Here is a 14,088-nt window from a genome sequence, read left to right on the forward strand (position 1 = left end):
TGCCGGCCCCGTCGCGGGCGGGTGAGGGCCGAGAGGCCGGCGCCAGCCTCTCGGCCCTCACCCGCCCGCGACGGGGCCGGCAGTGCGTCGAGGGCCGGCCGGCCGAGGCGAGCGAGCACCCGGTTGACCTTGGCGAGCGCCCCGGCCGGGCGGCGGGCGATGAGGTAGTCGAGGGATTCCGGCAGGAAGGCGAGCACCGCCGGGACCAGCGCGAGCGCCACGAGGCCGCCGAAGACGTAGACCGAGCGCCAGCCATAGGCCGCGATGAGAGTGACCGAGAACGCCCCTCCCAGCGTCGCGCCGATCGGATAGCCCAGCGACATCAACGAGATCGACAGGTTGCGCCAGCGGTCGGTGGCGTATTCGGCCACCACGATGTTGACGGTGGCGAGCCCCCCGCCGATGCCGAGCCCGGTGAACAGCCGCACCAGGGCGAGTTCGGTCAGGTTGCCTGCGGCGGCGGCGGCCAGCATGCCGGTGCACAGGATGGCGAGGCACAGGAGCAGGGTGGTGCGCCGGCCGAAGCGGTCGCTGAGGGGCGCGATCAGCAGGGCACCGAGCCCCATCCCGGCGAGGCCGGCGCTGAACAGGAGGCCGAGATCGGTCGGCTTCAGGGCAAAGTCCTTGGCGATCGAGGCCGCCGTGAAGGCGACCACCAGCACGTCGAACCCGTCCAGCGCGCAGATCAGCACGCAGACCGCCACGGCGGCGACCTGGAACGGCGTCATGGCGCCCTGGCGGATCGCCGCGCGCGGATCGGTGAGGTCGGGTGTGGTGGACATGGCGTTCTTCCCCAATCTTGTGATGGTCTTTTTGATGATGCCCGGGTGATGGCACGCACCGTGTCATTCCGGGGCCGCGCAGCGGAGCCCGGACTCCAGATCTTCAGGTCGGAGAGAATGAAGCGGAGCGCCCTCCGCCTCCTTCTGACATTGCTGCGGTTCTGGATTCCGGGCTCTCGTCTTTGGCGAGTTCCGGGATGACGAGGGAGGCGGCCGAGGTGCGGCGGCTAGAGCGCTTCACGATTGCGTTGCCATCGCGAAGCTTCTCTCGCTCATTGATTTTGCCGCATTGTCTACGACGAACCGGTATCCACTTCGTCGGAAAATGCTCTATCCCTTACGAGCCGGACAGCCAGGTCTCATCCCGCCCGGTCCGCCGTATCGATCGTGATCCCGCCGCCCACCACCCGCGATACGCAGGTGCAGAGCTGGGCGTTCGCCGCCTTCTGGGCATCGCTGAAGAACACGTCGCGGTGATCGACCGTGCCGTCGAGGCCGAGGATCTTCACCGTGCACAGGCCGCATTCGCCGCGCCGGCAATCGTGGATCATGCCGACGCCCGCCGCCTCCAGGGCCTCCAGCAGGGTCTGGTTGCGGGAGACGACGATCTCCTTGGCGAGGCGCGGAATGCGGACCGTGAACGGCTCGGTGGCGTGGCGGCCGCCGGTGCCGAAGGTCTCGAACCGCAGCCCTTGCGCCGGGCGGCCGGCCTCCGCCCAGGCCCTGCGGGCCGCCTCCATCAGGCCGAACGGCCCGCAGAGATAGGCTTCGCCGCCGGGGGCGAGGCCGGCGATCGCCGCCGGCAGGTCGATCCGTCCGCCCTCCTGGTCGGTGACGGTCTCGAGCCGGTCGCCGATGCGCGCCCGCAGGTCGTCGGCGAGCGCCAGGTCCTGCCGGGTTCGCGCCGCGTAGAGCAGGCGGAACGGCGCGCCGGCCTGGTGCAGGGCCAGCGCCATGGCGTGGAGCGGCGTGATGCCGATGCCGCCGGCGACGAGCAGGTAGCCGGGCCGGCCGAGGGTGAGGCCGAAATGGTTGCGGGGACCCGAGATGCTGAGGCGCGCGCCGGGCTCCAGCCCGTGCATGTAGGCCGAGCCGCCGCGGCTGTCGGGCAGCCGCTTCACGGCGATGCGGTAGAGCCCGTCCGCCCCGGAATCGAGGAGCGAGTAGGAGCGGGTATCCGGCCGCTCGCCGATCATCACCGCCACCCCGAGATGGCTGCCGGGCGGGGCCGGTGCGGTCTCCGAGGGCGCGATCTCGAAGAGGCGGATGTCGGGCGTCAGCGCCCGGGTGGCGCGCAGGCGCGCCGGCTGCCAGTCGGTCGCGGCCATGGCGGTCATTCCGCCGCGATGCCGACGGACGGGAGGCGTTTGGCCGGATCACGGCCCTCCTTCGCCATCATCCCGTCGATCAGGCGGTGCGCCCACAGGGAGCCGGCATCGATGTTCAGGTTGTAGAACGGCTGGCGCGGCTGGCGGTCGATCGCCCGCTGCTGGGCCTCCAGCACGTCGTGGTCCTGGTCGTAGACGCCCTTGCCGTCATTGACGTGCGCCCGATTGAGGGACCGGGTCAGGTCCTCGTCGTCGGTGCGGAAGCTGCGCACGAAGTTCCAGAAATAGTGGCAGCTCGTCGCGGTCTCCGGCGTGATCGCCGCCAGGAAGAAGCCGTTCACGCCCTGGGAGCGGTCGCCCTGGCGGGCGCCGGTGCCGGCGAGCGCCACCCCGACATCGCCCGCCACCACGGTCGGCGCCTCGAAGCGGATGATCTGCCAGCGGTCGACGAGGCCGGGCTTGCCCAGGTTCCGCGCCCAGAACGGCGGCGCCTCGATGGCCTCCATCCAGCGCTCCACCGTGACGCAGCGGTCGGTATGCGTCACCTCGAACGGGCTGCGGGTGATCGCCTCGTCGCCGATGCTGCCGGCATGGACATAGGTTTCGTGGGTCAGGTCCATCAGGTTGTCGATGACCAGCCGGTAATTGCACTTCAAACTGTAGAAGGTGCCGCCCTCGCCGACCCACGGCGCGTCGCTGTTCCAGTGGAAATCCGGCACGAGGTCGGGATCGGCGAGCGCCGGGTCGCCCATCCAGAGCCAGACCAGGCGGTAGCGCTCGACCGCCGGGAAGGCGCGCACGCAGGCCGAGGGGTTGATGGTCTCCTGCGCCGGCATGAAGGTGCAGCGGCCCGCCGCGTCGAAGACCAGACCGTGATAGCCGCACATCACCTGGTCCCCCTTCAGGTGGCCCAGCGACAGCGGCATCAGCCGGTGCCAGCACGCATCTTCCAGGGCCGCGACCCCGCCATCGGTGCGGCGGTAGAGCACCACGTCCTTGTCGCAGATCCGCCGCGGCGTCAGCGCCCGGCCGATCTCGTGGCCCCAGGCGGCGGCGTACCAGGCGTTCAGCGGGAAGCCGTTCGGGTCGCTCATCGTGTCCCTCCCTCGCAGGGTGGCCGCACGGGTCTGTCGCCGCGTGCCGGCCGTCGATGCGGCGCCGGGCTTGGCCGTATCGGGCCACCGGCCGGAGCCCTCGCCGAGGACCCGCCGGAGCGCCGGCCGATGCTGCGCCGCACAAGAGTTTCGCGAGCCGGATCAAGTGTTTGGAATTGGTCCGGTTCGACACCGGGACGCTAGCCGGGACCTCCGGCCCCGACCATGGACGCGCCCCGGAATTTCTTGGACGGATCTGGCGCCGGCGATTAGCCTTACGGCCGGGAGGAGACGACGATGCCAACGCGGCTGGAGCGGCCGATCCCGGTCTTTCGCCTCTACGGCGAGACGGCCGAGGCGACGGTCCCGAGCTTCGTCCATGCCGAGCGGATCGGCACCAGCGCGGCCCTGCATGATTGGGAGATCGCGCCCCACCGTCACGGCGCCCTGACCCAGGGGCTGGTGGTCACGCGCGGCCATGGCGCCCTGTCGCTCGATGCCAGGCGCGAGGACTTCTCGGCCCCCTGGCTGGTCTGGGTGCCGTCCGGGGTCGTGCACGCCTTCTCGTTCCGGCCCGGCACCGACGGGGTGGTCCTGTCGCTCGCCGACGACTTCCTCGCCGCCGTGCTCGATCCCGACCCGGACGCGGCCCGTCTGCGCGCGACCACCGAGGCGACGTTCAGCGGCCGGTCGGGCTCGCCGGAGGAGATCGACCTCGACCTCGCGGGCCTCGTCGACACCCTGATGCGGGAGGCCGCGGGCGCCCTGCCGGGCGCGGCGAGCGCGGTCGCGGCCCTCACCAAGCTCCTGGTCGTCGGCGTGCTGCGCACCCGCGCCGCCCGCTCGATCACCGAGCCGGCCGCGCTCGCCCGCGCCGACCTGCACCGCCGCTTCCGCCGTCTGGTCGAGGCGCACTTACGCGAGGGCTGGCCGGTCGCCCGCTTCGCGGCGGCGCTCGGGGTCAGCCCGGACCGGCTGCACGCCGCCTGTTCCGAGGCGGTGCGGCGCTCGCCGCAAGGCATCCTGCACGATCGGCTGATGCTCGAGGCCAAGCGCAGCCTCGTCTACACCACGCTGCCGGTCTCGAAGATTGCCTTCGATCTCGGCTTCAACGATCCGGCGTATTTCTCGCGGTTCTTCGCGGCCCGTGCGGGCCTGAGCCCGGCGGCGTTCCGGCGGGCCAATCTGGCGCAGGAGTCCTGACGGCCGAACGACGATTGCGGGCGCAAGATGCGCCACCGCAGGGTTCGGATCACGGGTCAGGAGCAGGAAAGTGGCTCCCCGAGTAGGACTCGAACCTACGACAAGGCGATTAACAGTCGCCTGCTCTACCAACTGAGCTATCGGGGAACGTCGCTGCCGGTGGCCTCGGTGACCGCCGACGGGGGCTTCTTAGCCAGTTCACTTCGGCCGCGCAACCCCCCGATCTCGCGCCTCAGCGCGGCGGGCAGGCCGGGCCGAACGGGCCGACCGTCAGGTCGCCCTGGCGGGGGACATTGAGCACGAACGGCTCGGTGCCGCCCTGGCCGAACCCCATCAGGCCGAGATCGTAATCGCAGCGGTCGAGGATCGCCGAGAAGGTGTAGCTGTCCTGCGCCACCGGCGGCCCGACCGGAACGAGGCGTCCGCGCGGTCCCCGTCCCGCGCAATGGGCCGCGATGTCGACCCGGCCCGGCGCCAGCATGCGGAGCGAGCGCGAGGAATGGGGCGGGATGCCGACGCTCGGTCCGCCGTTGCGGCTCGCCACCGCGAAATAGGGCGAGCGGTTGATGACGCGCCGGACGCACCCGGCCTCCGCCGCGCCGATGCCGGCAACGAGCAGAGCCGCCGCCGCCGACCACCGATAGAGCCGTTTCACGCCCGGCCGCATGGCATACCTCTCTCCTCACGCGAAGGACCGCGTGACACGCCCAACCTAACGCATCCCCACGCAACGGCCAGGCTTGGGATTGCGGACCCTCGGAACTGCGGATCCTTGCACCTGCGCAAAGCCGGCGCGCCGGAACGGAACGGCAGAGCTTGGCGTTGAGTTCCGATCTTCGTGCGGGGCGGCATTCCGGTGCCGCGCCGCGCCGCCCCGATCCACCGCCCGGAGCCCCGATGCGCCTTCGTACCCTCCTGCTGGCCGTGTTCCTGCTCACCGGCCTCGGCGGGCTCGCCGCTGCCTCGCCGCTGATGCCGAGCGCCGCGGTCACCACCGCCCTCGACCAGCCCTCGACGGTCGAGACCGTCCGCTGGCGCCGCCATCGCCACTGGCATCGCCGCCACTGGCATCACCGGCGCCATTACCGCCGGCACTGGCATCACCGGCGCCATTGGCACCATCGCCGCCATTACGGGCGCTACCAGTACCGGCGCCACCGGCATATGCGAGGGCTGCATTTCAGCCGTCCCGCCGCCGCCCGTCCGGCGCGCTGGATCGAGCCGCGCCAGGCGGGACGCTGAGCCTTGAGCGAGTGGCCGCCCGCACCCGGACCCGGGGACCGCAACCGCGACTGGCTCGATCTCGGCGGGGCGGCCCGCCCGGCCGCTCCCGCGGAGGCGCCGCCGGAGAGCCGGCCTGAGGGGCGGTTCGCGGGCATCTCCCGCGCCGCTGCCGGAGTTGGTGCCCGGATCGGCCCGGCCGCCCGATCCGGGTTGTCGCGGGTGCGGGCGGCCGCCGGCCGCGTCGCCGGGCATCCCGCCTCCCGCCGTGCCGCCTCGGCCACGGCGGCGCTCTGGCGTCCGGCCGCGGCCTTCGCCCGGCGGGTGCCCTGGCTCCGGCTCAGCGCGGCCAGCGCGGCGCTCGCGGTCGGCCTCGTCCTCGCTTACGCGGGCTACGCCCTCGCGACCCTGCCGGTGAATGGCGGGCTCACGGTGGAGCCCACCGCCTCCGCCCTGGTGATGCGGGCCGCCGACGGGCAGGCTTTCGCCACACGCGGCGTCATCAAGGGGGCGAAGCTTTCGCCCAAGGAGGTGCCGCCGGTCCTCGCCAAGGCGATCGTGGCGATCGAGGACCGCCGCTTCTACGAGCATCATGGCATCGACCTGCGCGGGCTCGCGCGCGCAGCCCTGCGCAACGCCGCCGCCGGCGGCACCCGCGAAGGCGGCTCGACCCTGACGCAGCAGCTCGTGCGGATGAGCTACCTGTCGCAGGACCGCACCCTGAAGCGGAAGGTGCAGGAGGCGGTGCTGGCCCTGTGGCTCGAATCGCAGCTGCCGAAGGACGAGATTCTCACCCGCTACCTCAACGCCGCCTATTTCGGCGCCGGCGTGTACGGCGCCGATGCGGCGGCGCAGCGCTATTTCGGCAAGCCGGCCAAGGACCTGACCTTGAGCGAGGCGGCCATGCTGGCGGGCCTGGTGCGGGCGCCGTCGCAGCTTGCCCCTCATCGCAACCTCGACGGCGCCCGGGGCCGCGCCGCCCAGGTGCTCGACGCCATGGTGGAGACCGGCGCGATCACGACGGCGGAGGCGGAGGCGGCCAAGCGCGCGCCTGCCACCGTCCGGGTGCCGACGGAGACGCCGGTCGGCACCAACTACTTCGTCGACAGCGTCGCCGAGTCGGTCCGCGCCCTGATCGGCACCGGGCCGGCGGACGCCACCGTCCGCACCACCCTCGACCTGACGCTCCAGAACATCGCCGAGAGCGTCATCGCGCGGCGCCTCGACCAGGACGGCGAGCGGCGCAAGGTCTCGCAGGCCGCCCTGGTGGCGATGTCGACGGACGGGGCGATCCTCGCCATGGTCGGCGGGCGCGACTATGCCGACAGCCAGTTCAACCGCGTCACCCAGGCCAAGCGCCAGCCGGGCTCGCTGTTCAAGCTGTTCGTCTACCTGACCGCGATGCGCCAGGGCTACCGGCCGGATTCGACGATGATGGACCGGCCGACCCAGATCGGCGAGTGGGAGCCGGAGAATTACGGCGGGCGCTACCGCGGCGCGGTCTCGTTGCGCACCGCCTTCGCCCATTCGATCAACACCGTGGCGGTGCAGCTCGCCGAGGCGGTGGGGATGCCGGCGGTGATCGAGACGGCGCGCGGCCTCGGCGTCACCTCGGACCTGCCGAACCTGCCGAGCCTCGCCCTCGGCTCGGCCGAGACCACGCTCCTCGAGATGACCCGCGCCTATGCGGCGGTGGCGGCGGGGGCCGAGAGCATCGAGCCCTACAGCGTGCGCCAGATCCTCGCCCGGGAGCAGCCGCTCTACACCCGGCCGCAGACCGCCCCGACCCCGGCCCGCGACCAGGCGGCCCGCACCGCGATGCTCGACCTGCTCAGCGCCGTGGTCCGCGAGGGCACCGGCAAGAACGCCCGGGTCTCGGTGCCGGCCGGGGGCAAGACCGGCACCACCCAGGACAGCCGCGACGCCTGGTTCATCGGCTTTGCCGGCGACCTCGTGGTCGGCGTCTGGCTCGGCAACGACGACAATGCGCCGATGGCCGGCGTCACCGGCGGCGACATGCCGGCCCTGATCTGGCGCGATGTCGTCACCCAAGCGCTGGCGGCCCGGGCCAAGGCCGGCAAGGGCGAGGCGCCCAGGCCGGAGGCGGCGCGCCAGAATCCCGGGACCTCCCCGGGGCCGCGGCCGGAAACCGCGAGCCTGCCTGAGCCGGACGCCGATCCCCGGGCGCGGGACCTTGACGATCGCGACGTGACGGGCCGCGCAGTGCTGCGGGGCAGCCCGGCGGTGGTCGATACCGGCACGCTCGATTTCGACGGGCGCACGGTGCGGCTCGTCGGGGTCGACGGCCTCTCGGGCCGCAACGCCCGCGAACTCGGCCGCTATTTGCGCCGGCGCGACGTCGCCTGCGCGCCGGCAGGGGAGGGGGGCGCCTATCGCTGCTCCCTCGACGGGAAGGACCTGTCCGAGCTGATCCTGTTCAATGGCGGCGGCCGCGCCAGTGCCGATGCCACGCCGGACCTGCTCGCGGCCGAGGAGCAGGCCCGTTCGAACCGGATCGGGATCTGGCGGCGGTGACGGTCCTGCCCGGCGCGATCGCTCGCCCGCCTACTGGCCCGTCAGGCAGGGGGCCAAAGCCGCCTTGAGCCGGTCCGCGTCGGCGGCCGAGACCGGCACCGTCACCAGGATCGGGGCATCGCCCTTGCGCGGACTCTCCTGACGCCAGCGCAAGGTTCCGGGCCCGGCACTCGCCGCGGCCGCGATCGTCCTGAGCTTGCGGAGCGCGGCCTCCTCGCCGCGGAGGGCCGCGGCGACGCCGAGGGAGAAGCTCGTGCCGTCGACCGCGATGGCGCCGCTGGCCGGCAGGCGCACGCCTTGCGCGACCGTGATCTCCGTCAGCGGCTTGCGGGTGCCGGTCGGGCCCTCGAAGGCGCCGAAGTCGAACCGCTTCTCCAGGGCGTCGAAGTTCGGGACCTCGACGCCGATCACCAGGCTCCCGGCCGCGGTGCGCGACTGCCTTGGGGTGCAGCCGAACGCCATCGCGACGTCCCGACTCTCGGGGCCGATCACCGCCTTGGCGGGCAGCTTCACCTCGACGGCCAGGGCGGCGCCGCTCCAGGCCATGGCGGTCAGGACAAGGGCAGCTCTCGGGAACGTCATCGTCGAATCTCTCCGGCGCAGCGGGAGGGGCCGCCGAGTTATAGGCGCGCGGGATCCCACGCCAGCACGGATCACATCTTCCGCCATGCCGATCTAACCAGGATCGCAGGGGGCATCGCTCCTGGCAGGAGGCTCCGCCCCGCTGTTTCACCTGCGCCCGGGCTGCGTTTTGCCGCAGGGACGGGATCACCCGACTTGCGACGGGCTCCCGTCATGCCCGTGGTGGGTGCCGATCACGCAGAGCGCCAGTCCGGCAATGCCGGCCAGGGTGCCGATCGCGGTCTGGAAGCGCCAGGAGGCGTAGTAGCCAGCGGTGCCGATCACGACGCCCAGCAAGGTGAGCACGACGCTGCGGGCCGAGGCCCCCGGCTTGTCCGGGAGGCCCCGCTTCTCGGGATGCGATCGGGCGGAATCGTGCTGCATCGTCGCCGTGCCTTCCTTCGCCGCGCCGTGGTCCGCGGGAGCCGGGGGGGCGGCTCCCCTCTCCCATCGGAGAAACGCGGCAGAGGCACACCGGCTTCGTCGTCCCTTGCAGATAAAACGAGGCGGCGCGTGTTTGCACCGGTGACAATCGAAGGCGGTTTTGTCTTGGCGCGCGTTCCCCTCTTCCCCTCGCGAGAGGGATCCCGCGCTTGAAAATGGAACCGCCCAATCAATGGCCTGTGGCTGGTTTCGATCGCACCGGCAGGATGATCTCACCTGCCTCAAGTCTGGAATAGAAAAACTTGCTCAAACAGGTACTCGGGATGGGCCGGCTCGCATCGGCCGATCACCAGGGCGGACACCGGTCGCTCGTTCCCTGGTGACCGGCCCTCCCGCGTGTCCTCTCCTGGCCCCTCTCAGCGGCCCTCGCCGCCGATGCGGGAGAAATCCGCCACCTCGCGGGTCGCCGCCCGGAGCGCGTGGAGCAGGGCGAGGCGGTTGGCGCGCAAACGCGCGTCGTCGGCATTCACCGTGACCGTGTCGAAGAAGGCGTCGACCGGCGCGCGCAGGGCCGAGAGCGCCCGCATCGCGCCCTCGAAATCCTCCGCCGCCACCGCCCGGCCCGCCTCGGCGCCGGCACTCCGCAGGGCGTCCGCCAGGGCTGCTTCCTCCGGCAGGCTCAGGAGCGCGGGATCCGGCGCCGCGTCGTAGGCGCGGCCGTCCTTCTTCTCCTCGATCCGCAGGATGTTGGCGGCACGGCGCGAGCCGGCCAGCAGGTTCTTGCCGTCCTCGGTGTCGAGGAAGCGGCCGAGCGCCTCGACGCGGCGCACCACCATCAGCAGGTCGTCCTGGCCCGGAAGCGCGAAGACGGCGTCGATGAGGTCGTGGCGGGCGCCCTGGTCGCGCAGGTACACCTTCAGCCGGTCGGCGAAGAAGGCCAGGAGGTCCTCCGCGAAGGCGCCCGAGTCCCGCCCGTGCCCCGAGGCCGCGGTGGCGATCTGCGCCCGCAGGGAAATTCGCGCCTCGCTGGCGAGGACGAGGCGGATGACGCCGAGCGCCGCGCGCCGCAGGGCATAGGGGTCCTTGCTCCCCGTCGGCTTCTCGTCGATCGCCCAGAAGCCCACCAGGGTGTCGAGCTTGTCGGCCAGCGCCACCGCCACCGAGACCGGCCCGGACGGCACCCGGTCGCTCGGGCCCAGCGGCTTGTAATGCTCTTCGATCGCCGCGGCGACCGTCGGGTCTTCGCCCTGCTCGGCCGCGTAGTAGCGGCCCATCAGGCCCTGCAATTCAGGGAACTCGCCGACCATCTCGGTGACGAGGTCGGCCTTGGCGAGGCGGGCGGCCCGCTCCGCCAGATCGGGATTCGCCCCCACCACCGGCGCCAGCGCCCGGGCGAGGCTCGCGATCCGCGCGACGCGGGCTCCTTGCGTGCCGAGCTTCTCGTGGAACACGATGGTGTCGAGCCGGGGCAGCCGGTCTTCCAGCTTCACCTTGCGGTCGGTCTCCCAGAAGAACGCCGCATCGGAGAGGCGCGCCCGCACCACCCGCTCGTTGCCGGCGACGATCGCCGCGCCGCCATCGGAGGCGACGAGGTTCGAGACCAGGATGAAGGCGTTGGCCAGCCGCTCGCGTCCGTCCGGGCCGGGGGCGCCGCGCAGCACGAAGCACTTCTGGTTCGCCCGGATGGTCGCGCGGATCACCTCCGGGGGAATGCTCAGGAAGCGCTCGTCGAAGGCGCCCATCAGGGTCACCGGCCACTCGACGAGGCCCGCCACCTCCTCCAGCAGGCCCTCGTCCTCGACGAGATCGAGGCCGCGCGCGAAGGCGAGGTCGCGGGCGTCGTGCAGGATGATGTCCTTGCGGCGATCGGCGTCGAGCACCACGAAGGCCCGCTCCAGGGCCGGCAGGTAATCGGCGAAGCGGCGCACCTCGATCGCCTGCGGCGCCAGGAAGCGGTGGCCGCGGGTGGTGAAGCCGATCTCGACCCCGTCGATGGCGAAGGGCACCACCTCGGGCGTCTCGGTCTCGGGGCCGAAGCTCGCGACGATCGAGTGCAGCGGCCGCACCCAGCGCAAGGAACCCGGCTCGCGCGAGGCGGCGCCCCAGCGCATCGATTTCGGCCAGGGGAAGCTCTTGATGATCGCCGGCAGGATCTCGGCCAGAACCTCGATCGTCTCGCGGCCGGGCCGCTCGATCACCGCGACGTAGAACTCGCCCTTCTTCGGATCGGAGACGATCGTGGCCTCGTCGAGGCTGGCGAGGCCGGCGCTCTTCAGGAAGCCCTGGATCGCGCCCTCGGGGGCGCCGACGCGGGGGCCTTTGCGCTCCTCGCGCACGTCCTGGCCGCGGGCCGGCAGGCCGGCGACGTGGAGGGCGAGGCGGCGGGGCGTCGCGAAAGCCTTGGCGCCCTCGTAGAGGAAGCCGCGCTCGACCAGCGCGTCGGTGACGAGCTTGCGCAGGTCCTCGGCCGCGCGCCGCTGCATGCGGGCGGGGATTTCCTCGGAGAAGAGTTCGAGCAGCAGGTCGGGCATCGGGCGGCCTCAAGGCCCTCCGTCGGGAGAGCCCGGAATCGGGAAAGGATGATGACGGGCGGTGTAGCGCCGGGCGGCGCGGATGTCAGGCAGCGGGCACTATGCCCGCGAGACCGCCCGCATCGGTGCGCCGCCAGGCCTCGCCGCAGGCCTTGGCCAATTCCCGCACTCGCAGGATGTAGCTCTGGCGCTCGGTGACCGAGATCACCCCGCGGGCGTCGAGCAGGTTGAAGACGTGGCTGGCCTTGATGCATTGGTCGTAGGCCGGCTGCGCCATGCGGTGGCGCGGGTCGTTGCTCTGTCGGTCGGCTTCGCCGACCGGCCCGGGCTCGCCAGCCTTGAGGTAGGCGCGGCAGGCGGCCTCCGCGTCGCGGAACTGCCGAAAGAGCATCTCGGTATCGGCGGCCTCGAAGTTGTGGCGCGAATATTCCTGCTCGGCTTGCAGGAACACGTCGCCATACGTGACCTTCTCGTCGCCCTCGCGGCCGTTGAAGTTGAGATCGTAGACGTTCTCGACGCCCTGGACGTACATCGCCAGACGCTCGAGGCCGTAGGTCAGTTCGCCGGCTACGGGTGAGCATTCGAAGCCAGCGACCTGCTGGAAGTAGGTGAACTGGCTCACCTCCATCCCGTCGCACCAGCATTCCCAGCCGAGGCCCCAGGCGCCGAGCGTCGGACTCTCCCAGTCGTCCTCGACGAAGCGGATGTCGTGCAGGCCGAGATCGACGCCGATCGCCTTCAGCGAATCCAGGTACAGCTCCTGGAGATTCGGCGGGTTCGGCTTCAGGATCACCTGGAACTGGTAATAATGCTGGAGCCGGTTCGGGTTCTCGCCGTAGCGCCCGTCCTTCGGCCGGCGCGAGGGCTGGACGTAGGCCGCCTTCCAGGGCTTCGGCCCCAGCGCCCGCAGGGTGGTGGCCGGATGGAACGTGCCCGCCCCGACCTCCATGTCGTAGGGTTGGAGGATCACGCAGCCCTGCGCGGCCCAGAACCGCTGGAGCGTCAGGATCAGCCCCTGGAACGAGCGGGTCGGCTGGAGGTCGGCGTCGGTGGCGGTCATGGTCTCGGGGGCTCGGGCTCGCGGTGTCGGCTCGGGGCGATTCTCGGGCCGGAGCCTTAGAACCGGCAGCCTCCGAGTCAAGCGCGCGTGCGCCATCGCACCCGTCCGCAGGAACGGCGGAACCGGGGAACGGTCAAGCTCGTTGACAGTACAGATCAGACGAGGACGCCGCCGGATACGTCCGGAGACTTGGCGCGAGACTCGGGGAGACTGTCCATGACGAACCGCCTGACCTTGGTCGCCGCCGCCGCGCTCCTGTCCCTGATCGCGACCCCGCTGGTGGTGCGGGCCGGGGCCGGGGCGCCGCAGAGCGAGCCGGCCGCCGCCCTCGCCGAGACCACGGTCGCCGCCGAGGCCCCGGCCCCGGCCTGCCGGACCGTGCGGGTGGTCTATGCCGGCTACGGGGCGCCAGCCTGCGCGCGGTGAGGGCGCGCGGCAGCGCAACACTGGTGAGGATGCTCCCGCTCATCCCGCTCGCGACCTCGTCCCGACCGGCGCTCACAAGACCGGCATCGCCCCCGCCACCGTCACCAGCGCCCCCGAGGTGTAGCTGCTCTCGTCCGAGGCCAGCATGACGTAGGCCGAGGCCAGCTCCGCCGGTTGGCCCGGGCGGCCGAACGGGACCTGGCTGCCGAACGATTTTACGGAATCCTCCTCCATCCCGGACGGGATGAACGGGGTCCAGATCGGGCCCGGCAGCACGCCGTTCACCCGGATTCCCTTCTCGGCGAGCAACTGGGCGAGGCTCAGGACCAGGTTGCTGAGCGCCCCCTTGGTGGCGCTGTAGGCCAGCAGCGACGGCATCGGGTGCTTGGAGTTCACCGAGGACGTGAAGATCACCGAGGCGCCGGGCTTGAGATGGGCCACGGCCGCTTTGGTGACGATGAACGATCCGAAGACGTTGGTGCGGAAATGGTCCTCGAAGACCTGGTCGTCGAGCGATTCCAGATCCTGGTTCGGCTGCTGGAAGGCGCCGTTATTGACCACGACGTCGAGGCGGCCGAACGTCTCGACGGTGCGGGCGACGATTGCGCGGCCATAGGCGCGGTCCTTCAGGTCGCCCGGCAGCAGCAGGGCGCGGCGCCCGGCCTTCTCGACCCATTGGGCGACCGCCTCGGCGTCGCCTTGCTCGGCCGGCAGGTAGGAGATCGCCACGTCGGCGCCCTCCCGGGCATACGCGATGGCGACGGCCCGGCCGATGCCGGAATCGCCGCCGGTGATCAGGGCCGCCCGGCCGGTGAGCTTGCCCGAGCCCGTGTAGCTCGCCTCGCCGTGGTCGGGCTCCGGTTTCATCCGCCCGGTCAGGCCGGGGAAGCCCTGGGGCTGGCC

At 71.7% G+C, this 14,088-nt stretch carries 13 protein-coding genes and 1 tRNA gene; 4 read left to right on the plus strand and 10 right to left on the minus strand.

What is annotated here, in order from left to right; genetic code table 11:
- From VP06_RS25845 to VP06_RS25855, 3 genes are all read right to left on the minus strand, one after another.
- Positions 1–782, minus strand: a 782-nt coding sequence (locus VP06_RS25845; RefSeq protein ID WP_048466677.1) for an MFS transporter, incomplete at its 3' end; no start/stop codon positions are given.
- Between the two features lie 359 nt (positions 783–1,141).
- Complete coding sequence (locus tag VP06_RS25850) at positions 1,142–2,110, minus strand: PDR/VanB family oxidoreductase (RefSeq protein WP_048466678.1); 969 nt, start codon at positions 2,108–2,110, stop codon at positions 1,142–1,144.
- A gap of 5 nt (positions 2,111–2,115) precedes the next feature.
- The gene (locus VP06_RS25855; RefSeq protein ID WP_048466679.1) at positions 2,116–3,204 is read right to left on the minus strand and encodes an aromatic ring-hydroxylating dioxygenase subunit alpha; all 1,089 of its coding nucleotides are present in this window, start codon (positions 3,202–3,204) and stop codon (positions 2,116–2,118) included.
- Between the two features lie 297 nt (positions 3,205–3,501).
- Between VP06_RS25855 and VP06_RS25860 the strand changes: the two genes are divergently transcribed.
- Complete coding sequence (locus VP06_RS25860; RefSeq protein WP_048466680.1) at positions 3,502–4,407, plus strand: helix-turn-helix domain-containing protein; 906 nt, start codon at positions 3,502–3,504, stop codon at positions 4,405–4,407.
- 71 nt (positions 4,408–4,478) lie between these two features.
- On the opposite strand, the gene VP06_RS25865 is transcribed toward VP06_RS25860, so the two are convergent.
- Positions 4,479–4,554 (minus strand) — tRNA-Asn (locus tag VP06_RS25865).
- A gap of 85 nt (positions 4,555–4,639) precedes the next feature.
- On the minus strand, positions 4,640–5,074 hold the full coding sequence (locus tag VP06_RS25870) for a hypothetical protein (protein WP_048466681.1): 435 nt from the start codon (positions 5,072–5,074) through the stop codon (positions 4,640–4,642).
- 230 nt (positions 5,075–5,304) lie between these two features.
- Between VP06_RS25870 and VP06_RS25875 the strand changes: the two genes are divergently transcribed.
- A complete protein-coding gene (locus VP06_RS25875) occupies positions 5,305–5,649 on the plus strand; it encodes a hypothetical protein (RefSeq protein ID WP_048466682.1) in 345 nt (114 codons plus the stop codon).
- Positions 5,650–5,652: 3 nt separating this feature from the next.
- Complete coding sequence (locus VP06_RS25880; protein WP_048466683.1) at positions 5,653–8,163, plus strand: PBP1A family penicillin-binding protein; 2,511 nt, start codon at positions 5,653–5,655, stop codon at positions 8,161–8,163.
- A gap of 30 nt (positions 8,164–8,193) precedes the next feature.
- Here the strand turns inward: VP06_RS25880 and VP06_RS25885 are convergent, their stop codons facing one another.
- From VP06_RS25885 to VP06_RS25900, 4 genes are all read right to left on the minus strand, one after another.
- A complete protein-coding gene (locus VP06_RS25885) occupies positions 8,194–8,745 on the minus strand; it encodes a hypothetical protein (protein WP_156295772.1) in 552 nt (183 codons plus the stop codon).
- A 186-nt stretch (positions 8,746–8,931) separates the two neighbouring features.
- A complete protein-coding gene (locus VP06_RS25890; RefSeq protein WP_048466685.1) occupies positions 8,932–9,168 on the minus strand; it encodes a hypothetical protein in 237 nt (78 codons plus the stop codon).
- A gap of 416 nt (positions 9,169–9,584) precedes the next feature.
- Positions 9,585–11,699, minus strand: a complete 2,115-nt coding sequence (gene glyS / locus VP06_RS25895) for a glycine--tRNA ligase subunit beta (protein ID WP_048466686.1) — start codon at positions 11,697–11,699, stop codon at positions 9,585–9,587.
- A gap of 85 nt (positions 11,700–11,784) precedes the next feature.
- Positions 11,785–12,759: a glycine--tRNA ligase subunit alpha gene (locus VP06_RS25900; RefSeq protein WP_048466687.1), complete on the minus strand. Its 975-nt coding sequence runs from the start codon at positions 12,757–12,759 to the stop codon at positions 11,785–11,787.
- Positions 12,760–12,975: 216 nt separating this feature from the next.
- Here VP06_RS25900 and VP06_RS25905 point away from each other — a divergent pair, with 216 nt between their 5' ends.
- On the plus strand, positions 12,976–13,185 hold the full coding sequence (locus VP06_RS25905) for a hypothetical protein (RefSeq protein WP_048466688.1): 210 nt from the start codon (positions 12,976–12,978) through the stop codon (positions 13,183–13,185).
- Between the two features lie 72 nt (positions 13,186–13,257).
- Here the strand turns inward: VP06_RS25905 and VP06_RS25910 are convergent.
- A partial coding sequence (locus VP06_RS25910; RefSeq protein ID WP_048466689.1) for an SDR family oxidoreductase occupies positions 13,258–14,088 on the minus strand: 831 nt, incomplete at its 5' end.

The sequence above is a fragment of the Methylobacterium aquaticum genome (assembly GCF_001043915.1).
GTDB lineage: Bacteria > Pseudomonadota > Alphaproteobacteria > Rhizobiales > Beijerinckiaceae > Methylobacterium > Methylobacterium aquaticum.

What these genes read in the sequence shown, in the direction of transcription:
- VP06_RS25850 (WP_048466678.1), bottom strand. Translation starts at nt 2,110, where the DNA reads ATGGCCGCGACCGACTGGCAGCCGGCGCGCCTGCGCGCCACCCGGGCG.
- VP06_RS25855 (WP_048466679.1), bottom strand. Translation starts at nt 3,204, where the DNA reads ATGAGCGACCCGAACGGCTTCCCGCTGAACGCCTGGTACGCCGCCGCC.
- VP06_RS25860 (WP_048466680.1), top strand. Translation starts at nt 3,502, where the DNA reads ATGCCAACGCGGCTGGAGCGGCCGATCCCGGTCTTTCGCCTCTACGGC.
- VP06_RS25870 (WP_048466681.1), bottom strand. Translation starts at nt 5,074, where the DNA reads ATGCGGCCGGGCGTGAAACGGCTCTATCGGTGGTCGGCGGCGGCGGCT.
- VP06_RS25875 (WP_048466682.1), top strand. Translation starts at nt 5,305, where the DNA reads ATGCGCCTTCGTACCCTCCTGCTGGCCGTGTTCCTGCTCACCGGCCTC.
- VP06_RS25885 (WP_156295772.1), bottom strand. Translation starts at nt 8,745, where the DNA reads ATGACGTTCCCGAGAGCTGCCCTTGTCCTGACCGCCATGGCCTGGAGC.
- VP06_RS25890 (WP_048466685.1), bottom strand. Translation starts at nt 9,168, where the DNA reads ATGCAGCACGATTCCGCCCGATCGCATCCCGAGAAGCGGGGCCTCCCG.
- glyS (WP_048466686.1), bottom strand. Translation starts at nt 11,699, where the DNA reads ATGCCCGACCTGCTGCTCGAACTCTTCTCCGAGGAAATCCCCGCCCGC.
- VP06_RS25900 (WP_048466687.1), bottom strand. Translation starts at nt 12,759, where the DNA reads ATGACCGCCACCGACGCCGACCTCCAGCCGACCCGCTCGTTCCAGGGG.
- VP06_RS25905 (WP_048466688.1), top strand. Translation starts at nt 12,976, where the DNA reads ATGACGAACCGCCTGACCTTGGTCGCCGCCGCCGCGCTCCTGTCCCTG.